Source organism: Buttiauxella sp. WJP83, assembly GCF_027594725.1.
Taxonomy (GTDB): domain Bacteria; phylum Pseudomonadota; class Gammaproteobacteria; order Enterobacterales; family Enterobacteriaceae; genus Buttiauxella; species Buttiauxella selenatireducens.
The window spans coordinates 3,585,191-3,606,353 of sequence record NZ_CP110080.1 but is presented as its reverse complement, the minus strand read 5'-3'; the positions used below and the strand labels follow the sequence as shown (position 1 = coordinate 3,606,353).

Below are 21,163 nucleotides of genomic sequence, written 5' to 3'. Positions count from 1 at the left end.
AATAGACAGAACAGGCGTTACCGTAAGCGATTCGCTTGTGATTAATAAAAGCGTTGTTTCTTTTTGTGATTTTAATCACACAGAATGAACAGCGACAAACGTGGCTACAGCAGCATTCGGTTTAAATCTTGAACGTAATAACATTTACGAAGTATTAGCGGATAAATTTCCATACAGAAGGTGGTATTTTATCGTAAAGCTTATTCATAGTGAGTTCAGCGAGTCGATGGTCAGCAGCTGAATAAAATACCGCCAGTTCATTATCTGATAATTCGTATTTATTTTTTTCAATTACACGTTCTAAGGTATCAATTGTTTGGCAGCGTCGCAGGCGCATCAAATAATCGGTCTTAGTTAATGGTTTAGTTGTCATGAAATCACCTTATACATCTTGTAATATTTTTAAAAGGAGAGACTTACAGGGTTAGCGCGGCTCTCTGTGACGAAACATCGGAATAATCGATTCCCTGACTTACGCCATTTCTGCAAGTCTTGTGCGTTGATGCCGTAGTTGCTGAATAGCATAAATGTATCGTCCAAATATTCGTCAATTTGTTCAATCAATTTACTCTCATCATCGTACTTAATTTTGTAATTAAGTGCGAAGGCAGCTATGTGCTCAATCAATTCATTCAACTGCAAGTTAATGGCCGAAGTAGGATCATTAACCCAACCATGATTACTCTCGCCAAGGTTGGTAAGGCAGTCATGATACAGGTTTTCGCAGAGAAATTTAAGCTGCGCAATATCATGCCGTTTTGGTGAGTATTCGTCCATAATGCAGCCCCTTTTATCGAAGAAATTTGATAAACACTACGCGTTGGGGTGGACACACCTGGATGAGGTGGGGATCAATAACAACGATTATTCCATATACTTTTACTATAAATCAATCCGCGGTAGATTTCCTTTCACTATTACGAAAAATTACATTTGTATCAAACCGGTTTACTCTAACGTAATGTTTATAAAGACTTTCATACTTTTTATAAGCATTGTCTTTTAAAACACATTTTATAGGTCATTAAAAAATAACTTTATTTTCAATGGGTTGCCTTGATGCTGTTGCAATGCTTTGTGGATGATCATAAATAAATAACAGGATAAGAATATTCCTAATAAAAAAGCATGAATCTCTACTTGCAAACTCATCAGTTAGTTTAAGAAATATTTTGTCATGATATTCGAGAGAGATATCATCTGAATCGCAACATTTTGAAACTTTTAGCAGAGCAAGTAAGCCGCTTTCACTATTTAAGAATACGACAAATTAGGTGAGCAGATATAAAAAAGGCCGCTTGCGCGGCCTTTTATTACAGTTCAGAACTTACTTGTGATGCTCAATCGGGTGAGCGTGCTCAAGGTCTTCACTCTTACGACTGAAGCGACGGCGCACAACCACGAAGAACACCGGTACGAAGAAGATAGCCAGGACAGTTGCAGTCACCATCCCGCCCATTACGCCCGTACCTACGGCGTTCTGTGCACCGGAGCCCGCACCGGAGCTGATTACCAGTGGCATTACCCCGAGGATAAACGCCAGTGATGTCATCAGAATCGGACGCAGACGCATACGAACGGCTTCAAGCGTAGCTTCAATCAAGCCTTTGCCTTCTTTCTCCATTAAGTCTTTGGCGAATTCCACGATAAGTATCGCGTTCTTCGCCGACAAACCAATGGTTGTCAGCAGGCCTACCTGGAAGTACACGTCGTTGGTCAGCCCACGCAAGGTCGCGGCAAGTAACGCACCGACAACACCCAATGGAACAACCAGCATGACCGAGAACGGAATGGACCAGCTCTCATACAATGCTGCCAGACACAGGAATACCACTATCAAGGAAATGGCATACAGGGCAGGGGCCTGGTTACCAGACAGACGTTCCTGATATGACATACCTGTCCAGTCATAACCGATACCGGTTGGCAGTTTGCTGGCCAATTCTTCCATCATGTTCATCGCTTCACCGGTACTCTTACCCGGTGCAGCCTGACCCAAGATTTCCATGGAAGGCAAGCCGTTGTAACGTTCCAGACGTGGTGAACCGTATTCCCAATGCGCAGTAGAGAACGCAGAGAATGGCACCATCTGACCGGTAGAACCACGCACATACCAGTTGTTGATATCGCTTGGCAGCATACGGAATGGTGCATCAGCCATCAGGTAAACTTTCTTCACACGACCACGGTCGATGAAGTCGTTCACGTAGCTACCACCCCATGCAGCACCCAGTGTGGTGTTGATATCGCTGATAGACACACCCAATGCTTGCGCTTTTTCCTGGTCGATATCGACTTTAAACTGCGGCGTATCTTCCAGACCGTTTGGACGCACACCCACTAACAGGTCAGAGTGTTTAGCCACTTCACCAAACAACTGGTTACGCGCCTGAGTCAGTTTTTCGTGCCCAAGGTTAGCCTGGTCAATCAACTGGAAGTCGAAGCCCGTTGCTGTACCCAGTTCCACGATAGCTGGCAGGTTAAATGCGAATACGATGGCATCCTGGATTTTTGAGAACTGGGCACTGGCGCGAGCTGCAATCGCCGGAACCTTGTTCTCTTCACCTGGACGTTCATCCCAATCTTTCAAGGATACGAATGCCAGACCGGTGTTCTGTCCTTGACCCGAGAAGCCAAAGCCGTTAACGGTAAATACGGAGTTAACGTTGTCTTTCTCTTTTTCCAGGTAGTACTTGCTCACGTCATCAAGAACGGCTTGTGTACGCTCTTGTGTCGCACCCGCAGGCAACTGAGCCATGGTCAGGAATACACCCTGGTCTTCATCTGGCAAGAAGGAGCTTGGCAGACGAATAAACAGGAGAGCCATGCCCACCACAATCAACAGATACAACACCAGGTAACGACCCGTGCTACGCAAAATGTTACCGACGCTGTCGGTATAATGATGCGTGCTCTTATCGAACATGTTGTTAAACCAGCCGAAGAAGCCTTTCTTCTCGTGGTGTTCGCCTTTCGCAATCGGCTTGAGCAAGGTGGCGCAAAGTGCTGGTGTCAGAATCATTGCGACCAGAACAGAAAGCACCATTGCCGATACGATGGTAATAGAGAACTGACGATAGATTGCCCCTGTAGAACCGCCGAAGAATGCCATCGGTATAAATACCGCTGACAGTACCATCGCGATCCCGACCAGAGCGCCCTGAATCTGCTCCATTGATTTGCGTGTGGCTTCTTTCGGTGGCAATCCTTCCTCCACCATCACACGCTCAACGTTTTCTACCACCACGATGGCGTCATCAACCAACAGGCCTATCGCAAGCACCATCCCGAACATCGTTAGGGTGTTTATCGAATAGCCAAAGACGGCAAGGATAGCGAACGTCCCCAGCAATACCACCGGTACTGCAATCGTTGGAATCAATGTGGCGCGGAAGTTCTGTAAGAACAGATACATTACCAGGAACACCAGCACGATTGCTTCAACGAGGGTTTTTACTACCTCTTTGATAGAGATTTTAACGAATGGCGTGGTGTCATACGGATAAACCACTTTCAGACCCGCCGGGAAGTACGGTTGCAGTTTTTCAACTGTGGCACGTACCGCGTTGGCAGTATCCAGGGCGTTAGCACCGGTTGCCAGTTTAATACCTAAACCAGATGCGGGTTGGCCGTTGTAACGTGCGACAACGTTATAGTTCTCGCCGCCCAACTCAACTTTTGCCACATCTTTAAGCAGAACACGTGAGCCATCTTGATTCACTTTCAGCAAAATTTTGCTGAACTCATCGGCAGATTTCAAACGGGTCTGAGCAATGATTGAGGCGTTAAGTTGCTGACCTTTAACCGGTGGAGTACCACCTAACTGACCTGCTGCTACCTGGGCGTTCTGCGCTTTAATAGCATTAATAATATCGACCGGAGTGAGCTGGTAGTTATTCAGTTTGTTTGGATCCATCCAGATACGCATCGCGTACTGAGCACCAAACAGCTGAACATCACCGACACCACGAGTACGGCTGATAGGGTCTTTAATGGTCGCGCCAACGTAGTCCGAAATATCTTCCTGTGTCATGGATCCATCGGTGTTGATCATACCGAGAACCATCAGGAAGCTACTGGAGGACTTCTCAACGCTAACACCTTGCTGCTGTACTTCTTGAGGAAGCAGCGGCATCGCAAGTTGCAATTTGTTCTGAACCTGAACCTGTGCGATATCCGCGTCAGTACCAGAGTCAAAAGTAATGGTAATGGTTACAGAACCAGAGGAATCACTGGAAGAGGACATGTACAGCAGGTTGTCGATACCGTTCATGTTCTGTTCGATAACCTGTGTAACGGTATCCTGTACCGTTTTCGCATCCGCACCTGGATAGTTTGCTGAGATCGAAATCGCTGGTGGCGCAATGGTTGGATATTGCGCGATTGGCAATTTCATGATCGCAAGCCCGCCCGCCAACATAATAATGATGGCGATAACCCAGGCAAAAATCGGGCGATCGATAAAAAACTTAGCCATGTCTTAACGTCTCCTGTTTAAGTTAAGACTTCGTTTGTTCAGTCTGAGCGCCAGCGGCTGCTTGATCCTGGCCTTTATCTTCTGCCGCTATTTCCTGCGCTTTTACCTGAACACCGGGTTTAACTTTTTGTAAACCGGTCACAATAACGCGATCGCCATCCTGCAACCCATTGGTTACCAGCCATTTATCGCCGATAGCCTGTGTTGCTGTAATATTACGGACTTCAACTTTGTCATCTTTGCCAATCACCATCGCAGAAGCATCGCCACGTGGTGTACGAGTCACACCTTGTTGTGGAACGAGCAGTGCGTTTGGATTAGTCCCTTCTTCCAACTGTGCGCGGACAAACATGCCCGGAAGCAGCGTTTTATCTGGGTTAGGGAAGATGGCACGCAGTGTGATCGAGCCGGTGCTCTGGTCAACGGTGACGTCAGAAAACTCTAAAGAACCTTCTTGTGGGAACGCAACACCGTCGTTAGTGACTAACTTCACTTTGGCTTTGCCGTTTTCTTGCTTCAGTTTGCCATCAGCCAACTCTTGCTTAAGGCGCAAGAAATCGTTGCTTGATTGGGTCACATCCACATAAATCGGGTCGAGCTGTTGTACGGTAGCCATTGCAGTTGCCTGACCGCTAGTGACCAGCGCGCCTTCAGTAACATCAGATTTACCAATGCGGCCACTGATCGGAGAGGTCACTTTGGTATAAGCCAGATTAATACGAGCTGTTTCAACAGCGGCTTTTGCAGCAACGACAGAAGCATTTGCCTGTTGAGAATCGGCAAGCGCGGTGTCGTAGTCTTGTTGACTGATGTACTTAGTACCCAACAGTTTCTGATAACGCTTCAACGTCAGCTGCGCAATATTTGCACTTGCTTGAGCTTTCGCGAGGTCACCTTTGGCGCTGTCATATGCGGCCTGATAAGTCGCAGGGTCGATTTGGTACAGCGAAACGCCAGCTTTTATTTCACTTCCTTCTTCAAAGTTGCGTTTCAAAATGATGCCACTGACCTGTGGGCGAACTTCTGCAATACGATAAGCACTGGTACGGCCCGGAAGCTCAGTAGTTATCTGCAAAGGAGCACTTTTCAGAGTGACGACACCCACTTCTGGGGTATGCGGCGCACTCTTTTGTGCTTCTTTGTCATTACATCCTGTAAGCACTAAGCTGCCTGAAAGCATCAGAACGGCCGCCAGAGGCGTAAACCCTCTGTTTTTGTTCATATGTAAACCTCGAGTGTCCGATTTCAAAGTTGTTCAATGGATCAAATGTCCACAAACCCATTGCTGCGTTTATATTATCGTCGTGCTATGGTACATACATTCACAAATGTATGTAAATCCAACCACCTTACTTTCCCCATTTATGGCACGAAAAACCAAACAACAAGCGCTTGCAACTCGCCAACATCTTCTCGATGTGGCAATTCGCTTGTTTTCTCAACACGGTGTGTCTTCAACTTCGCTGGCTGATATTGCTAAAGCGGCCGGTGTTACCCGTGGTGCAATCTATTGGCATTTCAAAAATAAGTCGGATTTGTTTAATGAAATCTGGGAGCTAACTGAATCCAGTATTGGTGATTTAGAGACTGAGTATCAGGCAAAATTTCCTGACGATCCACTTTCTGTTGTAAGAGAGTTATTAATTTACATATTGCAAGCAACTGTCACTGATGAGCGTCGCCGCTTAATGACAGAAATCATCTTCCACAAATGCGAATTTGTTGGAGAACTGGCGGTGTTACAACAGGCCAGACGCGAATTTTATCTGGAAGGGAAGGAGCGAATTGAAAATTCGTTGCAGCGTTGCATTGATGCAGAAATGTTACCAGCCGATTTGCGGATTCACCTTGCCGTTATTTTGATGCGCAGTTATATCACCGGCCTTATCGAAAACTGGCTGCTTGCGCCAGATAGCTTTGATTTACACGGTCAGGCAGAAGACTACGTTGCTATTTTGATTGAAATGTTTCAAACCTGCCCAACCCTTCGTACGACTCCACACTAAAATTATGCTTATTAGGGCAATTCCGAAGCGAGTTGACCAAGGATTTTCTGAAAAGTCGTGCTAATCTGAACGCTCGTATTTCGTCTTTAACTCGCCATCCATTCGGCCTGTTCTAAATCACAGTCAAACTATGCCGCAACTCTTGTGTTCACTGTATTCACGTCGCATACCAGCACGGTTTTTATTTATCGCGTTTATTAGCCTGTTTTGTCTGCTAGCGCAGCCAGTTTCGGCGAAAAATAATAATAACGATCTCCCGAGCCGCGATGAAATTCAAAACCAGCTGACCGCGCTTAATAAGCAAAAGACGCTGTCACCAAATGACAAACTGACACAACAAGATCTCAATGAAACGCTTGAGGTTTTGGACAAAATTGACCGGATCAAGGATGAAGCGGCAAAACTCCATCAGCAGATCAGTGAAGCGCCAAAAACACTGCGCAAAGCAACGGATGCTCTAAACGAGCTTAAAAATCAGCGAGAAGACCAGGCCAATGAAGAGGCTGAAATTGAAGCGCTGAGTTTGCGCCAGCTAGAGTCTCGTCTCAATGACTTGATGACGGATTTACAGAATTCACAAAGCGATTTAGCCACCTGGAATAGCCAACTGATTTCGCTGCAAACGCAACCAGAGCGCGTGCAGAATGCGATGATGGCTGCTTCAGCTCAGCTTGAGGCAATCCGTAATCGCCTGAATGGAGTCACGCCTGGTGCTGCGGAATTGCGTCCAAGCCAGCAAACATTGTTACTGGCGCAGCAGGCGTTACTGAACGCGCAACTGGACCAGCAGCGCGACAGCCTGAAAGGCAACACGCTGTTGCAAGATACTCTGCAAAAACAACGTGATTACACCAACGCCCATATCAACCAGATGGAACACACGCTGCAACTGTTGCAAAAGGCCGTCAGCAGCAAACGCCTGACGCTGACCCAGCAAACTGCGCAGGAAGCCATCGACTCGGAAGATACCGTTAAAATTCAGCAGAACCCGTTGGTGAAACAAGAACTGGATATTAACCACCAGTTAAGCCAACGCCTGATAGACGCCACTCAACATGCCAATGAGATGGTGCCGCCGAGCATCCGCATCAAAAATACGTTGGATCGTGCACTGCAATCAGAACGCAATTTGAAAGAGCAAATTGCTGTTCTGAAAGGTAGTTTGCTATTATCGCGCATCCTCTATCAGCAGCAACAGCAGAACATGCCTTCAGCGGAAGACACGGAAGACCTGACCAATCGAATTGCGGATATTCGCCTCGAGCAGTTTGATGTCAATCAGCAGCGTGATGCATTGTTCCAGCCTGATGACTTAGTGGCGAAAATAGAAGAAGGGCACACCACTGAAGTCACGCCTGATGTCCACGACGCGCTGTTACAAATTCTGGATACCCGCCGTGAATTGCTGGATCAGTTAAACAAGCAACTCGGCATGCAATTAATGTTGGCCATCAACCTGCAGAATAATAAGCAGCAACTGCAGAATGTGACGAAATCGCTCGACCAAATTCTGACCGAGCAGATTTTTTGGGTCACCAGTAACAAACCGATGGATTGGGACTGGCTGAAATCGTTGCCTTCTTCAATACGCGATCAGTTTAAAAATGCCCGTATCAATATTAAGGGGCCGGAAAGCTCGCTAAAAATACTCACCATTCTGCTGCTGATGGTGCCGGCTCTGCTGCTGGCTGGTGTGATTCGCTGGCGCTTTAAAGCCATTGATCGCTATTTGGAAAAGCAGGCAAGTCGGGTTGGGCAACTGCGTAACGACAGCCAAATGCTGACGCCGAAAGCCATCGCGTTGACGCTGGTGAAAGTCTTACCCGGCGCATTGATTATCTATGCCATCGGCTTAGGGTTTGCCGGAATAGATATGAACATCAGCGAAACCATGCTGGCGTTCTGTAAACAGCTTTCTCTATCCTGGCTGGTCTTTGGCCTGACGTACCAGGTGCTTTCGACCAACGGCGTTGCTGTCAGCCACTTTAATATGTCGCCACAGCAGTGCAGCCATTATCGCCGCCAATTGGTGCGAATCGGTTGTGCACTGTTGCCGCTGTTATTCTGGTCGGTTCTCGGTGAACGCTCTCCATTGCATCTGGTTGAAGATGCGCTGGGCCAGCTTATTATTTTCTTCAACTTGTTGCTTATCACGACATTGGTCTTCCCGATGTGTCGTGAAAACTGGCGCAACAAAAACAACCACACCATGCAGTTGTTTACCGTCACGGTGATGGGCGTGGTGCCTGTGGTGTTGATGGTGCTGACGGCGATGGGCTATTTCTATACGACTTTACGCCTTGCGGGACGTTGGATAGAAACCATCTATCTGGTTCTCATCTGGAACCTGGTTTACCAAACTGTACTGCGTGGATTGAGTGTAACAGCGCGTCGTATGGCCTATCGTCGGGCTGTGTTGCGCCGCGAAAACCTGGTGAAAGAAGGTGCTGAAGGTGGCGAACCGGTAGAAGAGCCGCCGTTGGCGCTTGATCAGATCAACCAACAAACCATGCGCCTTGCCATTATTGCTCTGTTCGCATTGTTTGCGCTTTTCTTCTACACCATTTGGTCAGATTTGTTTGGGGTATTCGGTTACCTCGATAGCATCCAGCTTTGGAGTTATAGCGGCACGGAAGCGGGGGCCGCCGTGGTGAAAAACGTCACCATGGGCAGTCTGTTATTTGCGGTGATTGCTTTTGCGGTGGCCTGGGTGCTGATTCGCAACTTACCGGGCTTGCTGGAAGTGCTGGTGCTTTCGCGCCTGCAAATGCGTCAGGGCGCTTCATACGCCATTACTACCATTCTTAACTACGTGATTATTGCTGTCGGTGCGATGACCATTTTTGGTTCGCTCGGTGTGTCGTGGGATAAATTGCAATGGTTGGCGGCCGCGTTATCGGTTGGTCTGGGCTTCGGTTTGCAGGAGATATTCGGTAACTTCGTTTCTGGTCTGATTATTCTGTTCGAACGCCCGGTGCGTATCGGCGATACGGTGACCATCGGTACCTTCTCGGGGAGTGTCAGCAAAATTCGTATTCGTGCGACCACGATAACGGACTTCGATCGCAAAGAAGTGATCATCCCGAACAAAGCGTTTGTTACGGAGCGATTGATCAACTGGTCGCTGACCGACACCATAACGCGAGTGGTTATCCGCCTTGGCGTCGCTTACGGATCCGATCTGGATAAAGTGCGCGAAATCTTACTCAAAGCGGCGCATGACCATCCAAAAGTGATGCACGATCCTGAGCCAACGGTATTCTTCACCACCTTTGGGCCAAGCACACTGGATCACGAATTACGCTTGTACGTGCGTGAACTGCGCGATCGCAGCTATACCGTTGATGAGTTGAACCGGACCATCGATCGCCTGTGTCGCGAAAATGACATTAATATCGCCTTCAACCAACTCGAAGTTCATCTGCGTAATGAAAAAGGGGATGAATTGACAGAAGTGAAACGCGATAGCAATGGCAAAACGAACGGTGGCGATATCGTTCACGTACAGTAAAATTAGCGGGAAGCGTTCTCTTCCCGCTTACGCAAAAAATCCTGGCGGACAATCTCAAGCGCCGCAAGCGCGGTTTCCGTCGGGATTTCATGTTGTTCCAACAGCATGATCAAATCGACTGCCAGTTTGACTTCGTCCGGTGCGTTTTCCAGCGACATTTAGTTAATCCGTAATAATCAAATAATAAATATATACCCAAAATAATTCGAGTTGCAGGAAGGCGGCCAGGCCGTAAGTCCCCAGGAGCATAGATAACTATGTGACTGGGGCGCACGGGTGCAGCCAACGCACCTGCAGCTTGAAGTATGTAGGGTATTAGCTTAATCCGCGCTCGCGGCGTTCAATCGCACGTTCGATACGCGCTGTAGCCTGGCGGCAGCGCTGCAGACGGCCTTCAAGGGCGGCCAGCTCTTTTTGCAATTTTTGCTGTCCTGCGAGAGTGGCTTGAACAGAAAGCTGGCTTTCACGATCGCTAATCATACTTTGCAGGCGGCGTTCATAATCCTGATGCGTGGAGAGTTTCTCATACAGGTTTTCGACAACCGGCGGCTGGGGATCGTTTTTACGCATCTGTAAGGTCGCCAGTTCACGCTGCAATGCGGCAATTTGCGCCACCAGTTTTTCGGCAAGGTACGCAACTTGATCCGCTTTGCCGACTTTCACGCTAAGCTGTAACTGTGCGTGATTTGCCTGAACTTCGGTCAGATAATCTTTTAGCTGCGTGCTGTGCGTGGTAAACAGCTTACGATCAAAGCGTGCTTGCGAGGCGCGTTGCAACGAAATGGGTGCAATGGCCTGCGCGAGTTCCGCGACGCGAATATCCAAAGCTTGTAACAGCGCAGCGGTTTTCACAAAATGACTCTCCAGAATGACAGACAGGTATACCCTAAATAATTCGAGTTGCGGCCAACTCCTCTGCAGCTTGAAGTATGACGGGTATATTAATGGAACAGAAATGAAACGGACTATATTAATCATCATTGGTTGGCTGGCGGTAGTCCTTGCTACGCTGGGAGTCGTATTACCTTTACTTCCCACCACTCCTTTTTTACTTCTGGCAGCCTGGTGTTTCGCCCGTTCCTCGCCGCGCTTCCACCACTGGTTACTCTACCGCTCATGGTTTGGCAGTTACATCCGCCATTGGCAGCAGCATCGGGCCTTACCTCCAGGCGCTAAACCCAGGGCATTGATTTTTATTGTTTTAACTTTTGCTGTGTCCATTTACCTGGTCAACATTCTTTGGGTCCGACTACTCTTATTGATGATGATGTGCGCGTTGCTGTTCTGTATGTGGCGGATGCCGGTAATTGACGAAAAGCAACAAAAGCCATAAAGCGCATTTGCTGTGGTTGCAATTGTTGTTTGCAGACAGTAAATTCGACCGCTTTCGAGCACGGTATGATTGATTAATGAATCACCGATAGTGTGTTTATTAAACAGATACGTGCTTAGTTAGAACCCCGTTTTTAGCAGGCATTAATTATGACCGCGACTGCGCAGCAGCTTGAATATCTGAAAAACAGCATTAAAAGCATTCCAGACTACCCGAAGCCTGGGATCTTATTCCGTGACGTTACCAGCTTGCTTGAAGATCCGAAAGCCTACGCCACCAGCATCGAATTATTAGTCTCACGCTTTAAAGATGCCGGTATCACTAAAGTGGTGGGTACTGAAGCGCGCGGCTTTTTGTTTGGCGCGCCGGTTGCGCTGGAATTAGGTGTCGGTTTTGTGCCGGTGCGTAAACCAGGAAAACTGCCACGCGAAACGATCGCGGAGAACTACGAGCTGGAATACGGCACCGATCAACTGGAAATCCACGTTGATGCCATCGAGCCTGGCGACAAAGTTCTGGTCGTGGACGATTTACTGGCCACGGGTGGCACCATTGAAGCGACCGTTAAACTTATCCGCCGTCTGGGTGGTGAAGTGACCGATGCTGCATTTATCATCAATCTGTTTGATATTGGTGGTGAACAGCGTCTGGAAAAAATGGGCGTGAAAAGCTACAGCCTCGTACTTTTCCCTGGCCACTGAGTTCTGCCTCACCTCTTCTTTGAGAAGCCTCGCCCGATGGGTGAGGCTTATGTTAGCATTACCCCTCAATTCACACCCGCGAAGTAGAGCCTATCTCGAATGAGCTACCAGGTCTTAGCCCGCAAATGGCGCCCACAAACTTTTGCTGATGTCGTCGGCCAGCAACACGTGTTGACTGCGCTGGCTAATGGCTTATCCATGGGCCGAATCCACCACGCCTATCTCTTTTCAGGGACGCGCGGCGTGGGTAAAACGTCCATCGCTCGCTTGTTGGCGAAAGGGTTAAATTGTGAAACCGGCATCACTGCCACCCCTTGCGGTGTGTGCGATAACTGCCGCGAAATCGAACAAGGACGCTTTGTTGATCTGATAGAGATTGACGCCGCCTCACGCACCAAAGTCGAAGACACCCGTGACTTGCTGGACAACGTTCAGTACGCACCGGCGCGTGGCCGCTTCAAAGTCTACTTAATCGATGAAGTCCATATGCTCTCCCGCCACAGCTTCAACGCACTGTTGAAGACGCTGGAAGAGCCACCTTCGCATGTGAAATTCTTACTGGCGACAACCGATCCGCAAAAGTTGCCGGTGACCATTCTTTCCCGCTGCCTGCAATTCCACCTGAAAGCGTTGGATGTCGAACAAATCCGCCATCAGTTGGAATACATTCTTGGCGAGGAGAAAATCCCGTCTGAAACTCGCGCGCTGCAACTGTTGGCCCGTGCTGCAGATGGCAGTCTGCGTGACGCACTAAGTCTTACCGATCAGGCGATTGCCAGTGGTGATGGACAGGTGACCACTGCGGCAGTCAGCACCATGCTCGGCACGTTGGATGACGACCAGGCACTGGCGCTCATCGAAGCGATGGTGCAGGCCGATGGTGAGCGAGTCATGAGCTTGCTGAACGATGCTGCCGGCCGCGGTATTGAGTGGGAAGCGCTGCTGGTAGAAATGTTGGGCTTGCTGCACCGTGTGGCCATGGTGCAACTCTCTCCGGCTGCATTGGGCAACGACATGGCGGCAATCGAACAGCGTATGCGTGAGCTCGCGAGAGTCGTACCGCCTGCTGAAGTCCAGTTGTATTATCAAACCCTGCTGATTGGTCGCAAAGAGCTCTCCTGGGCTCCCGATCGTCGTATGGGCATTGAGATGACACTGCTGCGTGCGCTGGCGTTCCATCCGCGCAAACCATTACCAGAACCGGAGCAACCGCGACAAGTCGCGAGTATTCCTGTCGTCAATCCTGTTCCGGTTCGACAACAAACATCACCTCCGCCACGGCAAAATGAAACCCCATTGCCGGACACCACAAGCCAGGTGCTGCAAGCGCGAACCCAATTAATGCGCCAGCAGGGAGCCAACAAAGCAAAAAAGAGTGAGCCGGCAGCGCCAGATCTAGCGCGGCCGGCAGCTAAAACCACCGCTCTGGAACGTTTAGCCTCGGTAACCGAGCGTATTCAGTCCCGGCCAGCTGTGGCAGAAGAAAAACCTGCCGAGAAGCCAGAAGCTTATCGCTGGAAGTCGCAAATTGTTTCTGATGTCGTCGAAGAACCGGTTGCGACACCAAAAGCATTAAAGCGCGCGCTGGAGCATGAGAAAACGCCTGAGCTTGCGCAGAAACTGGCATTGGAAGCCACCGAGCGTGACAGTTGGGCGGCGGAAATTAGCCAACTGGTGTTGCCAAAACTCGTGCAGCAATTAGCGCTAAATGCCTGGAAAGAGCAGGATGGCAGCCGAGTTTGTTTGCACCTGCGCCCGGCATTACGGCATCTGAATTCACCGTCGGCGCAGAAAACGCTGGCTGATGCGATGAGTACTTTTAGCGGAGAAACTGTTGAGCTGACTATTATTGAAGATGATAATCTTGCACAACGTACCCCGCTGGAATGGCGTCAGGCAATCTATGAAGAGAAGCTGGCGCGCGCGCGGGAATCTATGAGTACTGATAACAATATCCAAACGCTGCGTCGTTTTTTTGATGCGGAGCTGGATGAAGACAGTATTCGACCAATTTGACAGGCTGGTTAAACCGGTTTGTTGTAAACCCTGATAGCCGTTAATCGTGACGTGTGATTAACGGCCCGAGCAAAAGAGAGAAGACTATGTTTGGAAAAGGCGGTCTGGGCAACATCATGAAGCAAGCCCAGCAGATGCAGGAAAAAATGGCCCAGGTTCAGGAAGAAATCGCCAACATGGAAGTCACCGGCGAATCAGGTGCGGGTTTGGTAAAAGTGACCATCAATGGTGCGCATAACTGCCGTCGTGTGGAAATCGATCCAAGCCTGATGGAAGACGATAAAGAGATGGTTGAAGATCTGGTTGCTGCAGCCTTCAACGATGCAGCTCGTCGTATCGGCGAAGCGCAGAAAGAGAAAATGGCTGGCGTTTCCAGCGGTATGCAATTGCCACCAGGCTTCAAAATGCCATTCTAATATCCCGTCATACTTCGTGTTGCGGGGGTGTTGGCTACACTCGCAAACCCCAGTCACTTACTTGTGTAAGCTCCTGGGGATTTGTTCCCTTGCCGCCTACCCGCAACGCGAATTATTTAGGGATATCATTTTGTTGGCATAAAATCACTCTTCATCAAACGCCGCATAACTCTCCACCAGAAAATCAATCAGTGCCCTGACCGCTGGTAACTGCCCGCGACGTGAAGGAAACACCAAATGTATGATTTCCCGTCTTGTACGCCAATCCGGTAACAATCGCACCAACGTTCCATCCAGTATCTGCTTCTTAATCATCAATATGGGTAGTTGAACAATACCAACACCTGCCAGTGCCGCTGCCCGTAGTGCAATCATATCAGTGGTCACAAAACGTGGCTTATGGTGCAGGATCACTTCCTGGTTATCCGGGCCAAACAGACACCAGCGGTACACCTGCTGCGGTTTGGAGAGTGCCAGACTCGGCCAGTATTGTAGATCGGCGGGTGACGATAGTGGCGAAAATCGCTCAACTAACTCAGGGCTGGCAACCAGACACATATTGCGATCGGCCAGTTTGCGCATCACCAGGTCACTATCTTCCAGTGGTAATGGGCGAACGCGTACCGCCAAATCGACGTTTTCATTCAATACATCAACCTGGCGGTTAGTCTCCTCAAGCTGCACCGTCACTTGCGGATACATCGTCATAAACCGCGCCAGCATATCGCCAATATGCACATGCAGCAGGGCAATCGGACACGTCAGGCGAATAAGCCCACGCGGTTCGGCTCGCAGCGTGTTTATCGCCTCTTGTGCCGCTTCGGCCTCAATAATCATCGCTTTGCAATGGCGATAAAAAATCTGCCCGGCCTCCGTCACGGTGAAGCTGCGCGTTGAGCGCTGAATAAGCCGCGTTTCCAGACTCTCCTCCAGCAAGGCGATACGCCGACTTAACCGGGATTTTGGAATGCCAATTGCGCGGCTGGCGGGAGAAAACCCCTCGAAATCGACCACTTGCACGAAGTACCACAGGTCGTTGAGATCTTGCATCGTGATTGTCCTATATATGGAACGCTGAGTTCATTTCTGGAGTCTACCGGGATTTTCGTCTTATGAGTAAGCTTTAACTCAACAGAAATCGACACTCAATGGAGATAACGATGAAATCAATTTTAGGCGTGTATTCCGCACCGGCTTCCCACTGGGTGGGTGATGGATTCCCGGTTCGTTCACTGTTCTCCTATTCGAAATTTGAAAAACAGCTCAGCCCATTTTTGCTGCTGGACTACGCAGGCCCGGCGGATTTTAAACCGAGCAACAAAGGGCAACGTGGTGTTGATGTGCATCCGCATCGCGGTTTTGAAACGGTCACTATCGTCTACAAAGGTGAGGTGGCGCACCGTGACTCCACCGGCAGTGGCGGGGTGATTGGCCCGGGCGATGTGCAATGGATGACGGCCGGTAACGGGATTTTGCACGAAGAGTTCCATTCGCCAGCGTTCAGCGAGAAGGGCGGCACCCTGGAAATGGTTCAACTGTGGGTCAATCTGCCGGCGAAGGACAAGTCAACGCCTCCGAACTACCAGTCGATTACCGATGCGGATATTCCGGTAGTGACATTGCCCGATAACGCAGGTCAGGTTCGTGTTATCGCGGGTGAAATGGATGGCAGTAAAGGCCCAGCACGCACGTTTTCACCGCTGCGCGTATTGGATGTGCGTCTGAATGCGCAAAGCACCACACAACTGACGCTGCCTGACGGCTGGAACACTGCACTGGTTGTGCTGAAAGGCACGGTGCAGGTTAACGGTGAGGAAATTGCTCGTGAGGCGCAGCTGGTGGTACTAGATGCAAAAGGCGAAACCGTCACGCTTGAAGCCAATAACGACGCCGTTGTGCTGGTGCTGAGCGGTGAACCACTCAATGAGCCAGTGGTGGGTTACGGGCCGTTTGTGATGAACACCCGTGAAGAAATTAAAGAGGCTATCGACGATTTCAATCAGGGTCGTTTTGGCCAGAATATCGCGTAAATCATTCCCCCTGTGCGAGACATCCCGCAGGGGGAATATCTTTTTCTATGCCCGTCCGCTGGGCTAATGTTAGGCTATGTCCCACTCTTTTTTCAGAAGTCTGAGCGATGCAAACCAGTCCTTTACTTACCGCCCTTATGGAATCCCTACGCTGCCTGCCAGGTGTTGGCCCGAAGTCAGCTCAACGTATGGCATTCGCGCTCCTGCAACGCGATCGCAGCGGCGGAATGCGACTAGCGCAAGCTCTCACGCGTGCAATGTCCGAAATTGGTCACTGCGCGGATTGCCGTACTTTTACCGAACAAGAAGTCTGCGCCATTTGTTCCAATCCACGCCGCCAGGAAAATGGCCAAATTTGCGTGGTGGAAACGCCTGCGGATATCCATGCGATTGAAGCGACGGGTCAATTCTCTGGACGCTATTTTGTGTTGATGGGGCATCTTTCACCGCTCGACGGCATTGGTCCCCAGGATATCGGCCTCGACAGGCTGGAACAGCGCCTTGAGCACGAAACTATCAAAGAGCTCATCCTTGCAACCAACCCAACGGTTGAAGGTGAAGCCACAGCGAACTATATCGCCGAACTTTGTGGGCAATATGGCGTAGATGCCAGCCGTATCGCGCACGGCGTGCCGGTGGGTGGCGAGCTGGAAATGGTCGATGGCACCACGCTTTCGCATTCGTTAGCAGGGCGACATAAGATTACGTTCTAGTTGAAAATGGGGAGATTCTTTTCTCCCCCGCTTGAAATCTCCTCCGCTTATCCTCATATCTCCCTCAACGTTTTCATCACCCCTGTATTTTGATTTTGTTGAGGTATCAATGACCATGAAAGGACAAGAGACTCGTGGCTTCCAGTCTGAAGTGAAACAACTTCTGCACCTGATGATCCACTCCCTCTACTCAAATAAAGAAATTTTCCTGCGTGAGCTGATCTCCAACGCCTCCGATGCGGCAGACAAATTGCGCTTCCGCGCGCTGTCCCAGGCCGATCTTTACGAGGGTGACGGTGAGCTGCGTGTGCGTGTCTCATTTGATAAAGAAAAACGCACTCTGACGATTGCTGATAACGGCATCGGTATGACACGCGACGAAGCGATTGATCATCTCGGGACCATTGCAAAATCTGGCACCAAAGCTTTCCTCGAATCTATGGGTTCCGACCAGGCGAAAGACAGCCAGCTTATCGGCCAGTTTGGTGTGGGCTTCTACTCTGCATTTATCGTGGCGGACAAAGTGACCGTGCGTACGCGTGCGGCGGGTGTTCCAGCGGATCAAGCCGTGTTCTGGGAATCTGAAGGTGCGGGCGAATATACCGTTGCGGATATCACCAAAGCCGATCGCGGTACCGAAATTACTCTGCACCTGCGCGAAGGTGAAGACGAGTTCTTAGATGACTGGCGTGTGCGCTCAATCATCGGCAAGTATTCCGATCACATCGCTCTGCCGGTTGAGATTGAAACCCGTGAAGAGAAAGATGGCGAAACTATCCTCGGCTGGGAAAAAATCAACAAAGCTCAGGCGCTGTGGACCCGTAGCAAGTCTGAAATTAAAGACGAAGAGTACAACGAGTTCTACAAGCATGTCGCTCATGACTTCACCGACCCGTTGACCTATAGCCACAACCGCGTGGAAGGGAAACAAGAGTACACCAGCCTGCTGTACATCCCGTCCCAGGCGCCATGGGATATGTGGAATCGCGATCATAAACACGGCCTGAAACTGTACGTGCAGCGCGTGTTCATCATGGACGACGCAGAACAGTTCATGCCGAACTACCTGCGCTTTGTGCGCGGCCTGATAGATTCCAACGATCTGCCGCTGAACGTGTCGCGTGAAATTCTGCAAGACAGCCGTGTGACTCAGAACCTGCGTAGTGCGCTGACCAAACGCGTATTGCAGATGCTGGAAAAACTGGCGAAAGACGACAGCGAAAAATACCAAACCTTCTGGAAAAACTTTGGCCTGGTACTGAAAGAAGGCCCTGCTGAAGATAATGCGAACCAGGAAACTATCGCTAAACTGCTGCGCTTTGCGACGACACATACCGATTCTGCTGCACAAACTGTGTCGCTGGAAGAGTACGTTTCACGCATGAAAGAAGGCCAGGAGAAGATTTACTACATCACCGCTGACAGCTATGCGGCCGCGAAGAGCAGCCCGCATCTGGAACTGCTGCGTAAGAAAGGCATCGAAGTTCTGCTGCTTTCTGACCGTATCGATGAGTGGATGATGAGCTATCTGACTGAGTTCGACGGCAAAGCATTCCAGTCAGTCAGTAAGACTGATGAGACGCTGGAGAAATTGGCTGACGAAGAGACGCCAGAAGCGAAAGAAGCTGAAAAAGCGCTTGAGCCATTTGTTGACCGCGTGAAAACTCTGCTGGGCGAGCGTGTTAAAGAAGTGCGCCTGACGCACCGTTTGACCGACACGCCAGCTATCGTGACCACTGACAGCAACGACATGAGCACGCAAATGGCGAAATTGTTTGCTGCTGCGGGTCAGGAAGTGCCAGAAGTGAAGTACATCTTCGAGCTGAACCCGGATCACGGCCTGGTGAAACGTGTTGCGGATACTCAGGATGAAGCGCAGTTCGGCGAATGGGTCGAATTACTGCTCGACCAGGCTCTGTTAGCTGAACGTGGCACCCTGGAGGATCCAAACCAATTCATTCGCCGTATGAATCAATTGCTGGCTTCCTAAGTTTTTCCCTCACCCTAACCCTCTCCCTTAGGGAGAGGGGACAGTTAGCATTTTCCCCTCTCCTGTGGGAGAGGGCCGGGGTGAGGGCATTTCAAACCAACTAACCCCATCTGAAATACCTGCCATTCTTGAGGTGAATACGCCTTTAATGGTAAGGTCATCGCTTCAAATCTAATTCACAAAAATCAAAACGAATGGGGAATTACGCAATGCGTATTATTCTGCTTGGCGCTCCGGGCGCAGGTAAAGGAACTCAGGCTCAGTTCATCATGGAGAAATATGGCATTCCGCAAATCTCCACCGGTGACATGCTGCGTGCCGCAGTAAAATCTGGCTCAGAGCTGGGTAAACAAGCAAAAGACATCATGGACGCCGGGAAACTGGTTACAGATGAACTGGTTATCGCTCTGGTGAAAGAGCGTATTACCCAGGAAGATTGCCGCAATGGTTTCCTGCTTGATGGTTTCCCTCGTACCATTCCACAGGCTGATGCGATGAAAGAAGCTGGCATCAACGTGGACGTCGTTCTGGAATTCGCAGTACCAGACGAACTGATTGTTGAGCGTATCGTCGGTCGTCGTGTACATGCGCCATCTGGCCGCGTTTACCACGTCACCTTCAATCCACCAAAAGTGGAAGGCAAAGACGATGTGACTGGCGAAGAGCTGACCACCCGTAAAGACGATCAGGAAGAAACAGTGCGTAAGCGCCTGGTGGAATACCATCAGATGACAGCTCCGCTGATCTCTTACTACAGCAAAGAAGCGCAAGCGGGTAACACCAAATACGCAAAAATTGACGGTACGCGTAAAGTGACCGAAGTGAGCGCAGAGCTGGCTAAAATCCTCGGCTAATTTATTGCTGATATAAAAATACCAGGACTTGTTCCTGGTATTTTTTTATCCATTTTTTACCCTTTCGCTGTAATCGGTTCTCCTGTGCCACTTTTACGTTACAATTGTCAGCAATTTGTTGATAAGGAGTGGAAATGAATCAGGAAAAAGTGGGTGTTTTACTGGCAAACCTTGGCACACCTGATGCCCCTACTCCGGCGGCAGTAAAACGCTACTTGCGCCAGTTTCTCAGCGACAAACGCGTCGTTGATACCCCGCGTCTGCTGTGGTGGCCACTGCTGCGAGGCGTGATTTTACCGCTGCGCTCCTCACGGGTTGCAAAGCTGTATCAGTCCGTCTGGATGGACGAAGGCTCGCCGCTGCTTGTTTATAGCCGACGTCAGCAAGTCGCTCTGGCGGCGCAAATGCCGGGTACTCCAGTCGCGCTCGGCATGAGCTATGGCTCACCGTCTTTGAAAAGTGCAGTGGACGAACTTTTGTCTCACAACGTTGATCACATCGTCGTGCTGCCGCTGTATCCACAATTCTCTTGTTCTACCGTTGCCGCAGTCTGGGATGAATTAGGTCGCATTTTTGCCAACTACCGTTCGCTGCCGTCGATTTCCCTGATTCGTGACTATGCCGATAACACCTCATACATCAATGCGCTGGTGGCTTCGGTCAAACACTCTTTTGCCCAGCACGGCGAGCCGGATGTTTTGCTGCTTTCCTACCATGGAATTCCGCAGCGCTATGCCAACGAAGGCGATGATTATCCGCAGCGTTGCCGCGACACCACGCGCGAGTTGCTTTCCGCCCTCGAACTGCCACCAGAAAAAGTGATGATGACCTATCAGTCGCGCTTTGGCCGCGAGCCCTGGTTGATGCCGTATACCGATGAAACGCTCAAAATGCTCGCTGAAAAAGGGGTGAAACATATTCAGGTCATGTGCCCTGGTTTCTCCGCCGATTGCCTCGAAACCCTCGAAGAGATGGCGGTGCAAAACCGTGAAGTGTTCCTCGAGGCGGGTGGCACCAAATATGAATATATTCCTGCCCTCAATGATGACCCAGCGCACATCGCAATGATGATGAGCCTTGTAGAAAAATATCGCTGATCCCGCTTTTGGCCGTTAA

The 21,163-nt window shown here is 49.8% G+C and carries 18 protein-coding genes and 1 other annotated feature; of the genes, 11 read left to right on the top strand and 7 right to left on the bottom strand.

Going from position 1 to position 21,163, the window contains the following annotated elements; all coding sequences use genetic code 11:
- Positions 1-154: 154 nt before the first annotated feature.
- The 4 genes from OH773_RS16670 to acrA all read right to left on the bottom strand — a co-directional run bounded on the left by OH773_RS16670 (position 155) and on the right by acrA (position 5,699).
- On the bottom strand, positions 155-373 hold the full coding sequence (locus OH773_RS16670) for an HHA domain-containing protein (protein WP_121265420.1): 219 nt from the start codon (positions 371-373) through the stop codon (positions 155-157).
- Between the two features lie 29 nt (positions 374-402).
- On the bottom strand, positions 403-777 hold the full coding sequence (gene tomB / locus OH773_RS16665) for an Hha toxicity modulator TomB (RefSeq protein WP_034458068.1): 375 nt from the start codon (positions 775-777) through the stop codon (positions 403-405).
- A 550-nt stretch (positions 778-1,327) separates the two neighbouring features.
- Positions 1,328-4,477 (bottom strand): multidrug efflux RND transporter permease subunit AcrB, encoded by a 3,150-nt coding sequence (gene acrB / locus OH773_RS16660; RefSeq protein ID WP_270140156.1) that lies wholly within the window; start codon positions 4,475-4,477, stop codon positions 1,328-1,330.
- A gap of 22 nt (positions 4,478-4,499) precedes the next feature.
- Positions 4,500-5,699, bottom strand: coding sequence for a multidrug efflux RND transporter periplasmic adaptor subunit AcrA (acrA, locus tag OH773_RS16655; RefSeq protein ID WP_270140154.1), 1,200 nt, complete (start codon positions 5,697-5,699; stop codon positions 4,500-4,502).
- A 142-nt stretch (positions 5,700-5,841) separates the two neighbouring features.
- Here acrA and acrR point away from each other — a divergent pair, with 142 nt between their 5' ends.
- Both acrR and mscK read left to right on the top strand, forming a co-directional pair.
- Positions 5,842-6,483 (top strand): multidrug efflux transporter transcriptional repressor AcrR, encoded by a 642-nt coding sequence (gene acrR, locus OH773_RS16650; protein ID WP_270145927.1) that lies wholly within the window; start codon positions 5,842-5,844, stop codon positions 6,481-6,483.
- A gap of 130 nt (positions 6,484-6,613) precedes the next feature.
- Positions 6,614-9,994, top strand: a complete 3,381-nt coding sequence (mscK, locus tag OH773_RS16645) for a mechanosensitive channel MscK (protein WP_270140150.1) — start codon at positions 6,614-6,616, stop codon at positions 9,992-9,994.
- Between the two features lie 2 nt (positions 9,995-9,996).
- Here mscK and rsmS read toward each other — a convergent pair whose 3' ends face one another.
- Both rsmS and priC read right to left on the bottom strand, forming a co-directional pair.
- The gene (rsmS, locus tag OH773_RS16640; RefSeq protein ID WP_183271287.1) at positions 9,997-10,152 is read right to left on the bottom strand and encodes a pleiotropic regulatory protein RsmS; all 156 of its coding nucleotides are present in this window, start codon (positions 10,150-10,152) and stop codon (positions 9,997-9,999) included.
- 157 nt (positions 10,153-10,309) lie between these two features.
- A complete protein-coding gene (gene priC, locus OH773_RS16635) occupies positions 10,310-10,846 on the bottom strand; it encodes a primosomal replication protein (protein WP_270140148.1) in 537 nt (178 codons plus the stop codon).
- 103 nt (positions 10,847-10,949) lie between these two features.
- On the opposite strand from priC, the gene OH773_RS16630 reads away from it, so the two are divergent.
- From OH773_RS16630 to OH773_RS16615, 4 genes are all read left to right on the top strand, one after another.
- Positions 10,950-11,327: a DUF454 family protein gene (locus OH773_RS16630; RefSeq protein ID WP_270140146.1), complete on the top strand. Its 378-nt coding sequence runs from the start codon at positions 10,950-10,952 to the stop codon at positions 11,325-11,327.
- Between the two features lie 149 nt (positions 11,328-11,476).
- Positions 11,477-12,028 carry an adenine phosphoribosyltransferase gene (gene apt / locus OH773_RS16625; RefSeq protein WP_034458083.1) on the top strand — a complete coding sequence of 184 codons (552 nt, stop codon included), beginning with the start codon at positions 11,477-11,479 and terminating at the stop codon, positions 12,026-12,028.
- A gap of 99 nt (positions 12,029-12,127) precedes the next feature.
- The gene (gene dnaX, locus OH773_RS16620) at positions 12,128-14,044 is read left to right on the top strand and encodes a DNA polymerase III subunit gamma/tau (protein ID WP_270140143.1); all 1,917 of its coding nucleotides are present in this window, start codon (positions 12,128-12,130) and stop codon (positions 14,042-14,044) included.
- Positions 13,377-13,441: a sequence feature (DnaX frameshifting element), on the top strand. It overlaps the preceding gene by 65 nt.
- Positions 14,045-14,130: 86 nt before the next feature.
- A complete protein-coding gene (locus OH773_RS16615; RefSeq protein ID WP_124024797.1) occupies positions 14,131-14,460 on the top strand; it encodes a YbaB/EbfC family nucleoid-associated protein in 330 nt (109 codons plus the stop codon).
- Positions 14,461-14,604: 144 nt separating this feature from the next.
- On the opposite strand, the gene OH773_RS16610 is transcribed toward OH773_RS16615, so the two are convergent.
- Positions 14,605-15,510 carry a LysR family transcriptional regulator gene (locus OH773_RS16610; RefSeq protein ID WP_270140136.1) on the bottom strand — a complete coding sequence of 302 codons (906 nt, stop codon included), beginning with the start codon at positions 15,508-15,510 and terminating at the stop codon, positions 14,605-14,607.
- A gap of 110 nt (positions 15,511-15,620) precedes the next feature.
- Between OH773_RS16610 and OH773_RS16605 the strand changes: the two genes are divergently transcribed.
- The 5 genes from OH773_RS16605 to hemH all read left to right on the top strand — a co-directional run bounded on the left by OH773_RS16605 (position 15,621) and on the right by hemH (position 21,144).
- Positions 15,621-16,490, top strand: a complete 870-nt coding sequence (locus OH773_RS16605; RefSeq protein WP_270140134.1) for a pirin family protein — start codon at positions 15,621-15,623, stop codon at positions 16,488-16,490.
- A gap of 107 nt (positions 16,491-16,597) precedes the next feature.
- A complete protein-coding gene (gene recR, locus OH773_RS16600) occupies positions 16,598-17,203 on the top strand; it encodes a recombination mediator RecR (protein ID WP_270140132.1) in 606 nt (201 codons plus the stop codon).
- 115 nt (positions 17,204-17,318) lie between these two features.
- The gene (gene htpG / locus OH773_RS16595) at positions 17,319-19,193 is read left to right on the top strand and encodes a molecular chaperone HtpG (RefSeq protein WP_270145925.1); all 1,875 of its coding nucleotides are present in this window, start codon (positions 17,319-17,321) and stop codon (positions 19,191-19,193) included.
- A 209-nt stretch (positions 19,194-19,402) separates the two neighbouring features.
- On the top strand, positions 19,403-20,047 hold the full coding sequence (gene adk / locus OH773_RS16590; RefSeq protein WP_270140130.1) for an adenylate kinase: 645 nt from the start codon (positions 19,403-19,405) through the stop codon (positions 20,045-20,047).
- Between the two features lie 134 nt (positions 20,048-20,181).
- On the top strand, positions 20,182-21,144 hold the full coding sequence (gene hemH, locus OH773_RS16585) for a ferrochelatase (protein ID WP_270140128.1): 963 nt from the start codon (positions 20,182-20,184) through the stop codon (positions 21,142-21,144).
- Positions 21,145-21,163: the final 19 nt, after the last annotated feature.

What these genes read in the sequence shown, in the direction of transcription:
- OH773_RS16670 (WP_121265420.1), bottom strand. Translation starts at nt 373, where the DNA reads ATGACAACTAAACCATTAACTAAGACCGATTATTTGATGCGCCTGCGA.
- tomB (WP_034458068.1), bottom strand. Translation starts at nt 777, where the DNA reads ATGGACGAATACTCACCAAAACGGCATGATATTGCGCAGCTTAAATTT.
- acrB (WP_270140156.1), bottom strand. Translation starts at nt 4,477, where the DNA reads ATGGCTAAGTTTTTTATCGATCGCCCGATTTTTGCCTGGGTTATCGCC.
- acrA (WP_270140154.1), bottom strand. Translation starts at nt 5,699, where the DNA reads ATGAACAAAAACAGAGGGTTTACGCCTCTGGCGGCCGTTCTGATGCTT.
- acrR (WP_270145927.1), top strand. Translation starts at nt 5,842, where the DNA reads ATGGCACGAAAAACCAAACAACAAGCGCTTGCAACTCGCCAACATCTT.
- mscK (WP_270140150.1), top strand. Translation starts at nt 6,614, where the DNA reads ATGCCGCAACTCTTGTGTTCACTGTATTCACGTCGCATACCAGCACGG.
- rsmS (WP_183271287.1), bottom strand. Translation starts at nt 10,152, where the DNA reads ATGTCGCTGGAAAACGCACCGGACGAAGTCAAACTGGCAGTCGATTTG.
- OH773_RS16630 (WP_270140146.1), top strand. Translation starts at nt 10,950, where the DNA reads ATGAAACGGACTATATTAATCATCATTGGTTGGCTGGCGGTAGTCCTT.
- apt (WP_034458083.1), top strand. Translation starts at nt 11,477, where the DNA reads ATGACCGCGACTGCGCAGCAGCTTGAATATCTGAAAAACAGCATTAAA.
- dnaX (WP_270140143.1), top strand. Translation starts at nt 12,128, where the DNA reads ATGAGCTACCAGGTCTTAGCCCGCAAATGGCGCCCACAAACTTTTGCT.
- OH773_RS16615 (WP_124024797.1), top strand. Translation starts at nt 14,131, where the DNA reads ATGTTTGGAAAAGGCGGTCTGGGCAACATCATGAAGCAAGCCCAGCAG.
- OH773_RS16610 (WP_270140136.1), bottom strand. Translation starts at nt 15,510, where the DNA reads ATGCAAGATCTCAACGACCTGTGGTACTTCGTGCAAGTGGTCGATTTC.
- OH773_RS16605 (WP_270140134.1), top strand. Translation starts at nt 15,621, where the DNA reads ATGAAATCAATTTTAGGCGTGTATTCCGCACCGGCTTCCCACTGGGTG.
- recR (WP_270140132.1), top strand. Translation starts at nt 16,598, where the DNA reads ATGCAAACCAGTCCTTTACTTACCGCCCTTATGGAATCCCTACGCTGC.
- htpG (WP_270145925.1), top strand. Translation starts at nt 17,319, where the DNA reads ATGAAAGGACAAGAGACTCGTGGCTTCCAGTCTGAAGTGAAACAACTT.
- adk (WP_270140130.1), top strand. Translation starts at nt 19,403, where the DNA reads ATGCGTATTATTCTGCTTGGCGCTCCGGGCGCAGGTAAAGGAACTCAG.
- hemH (WP_270140128.1), top strand. Translation starts at nt 20,182, where the DNA reads ATGAATCAGGAAAAAGTGGGTGTTTTACTGGCAAACCTTGGCACACCT.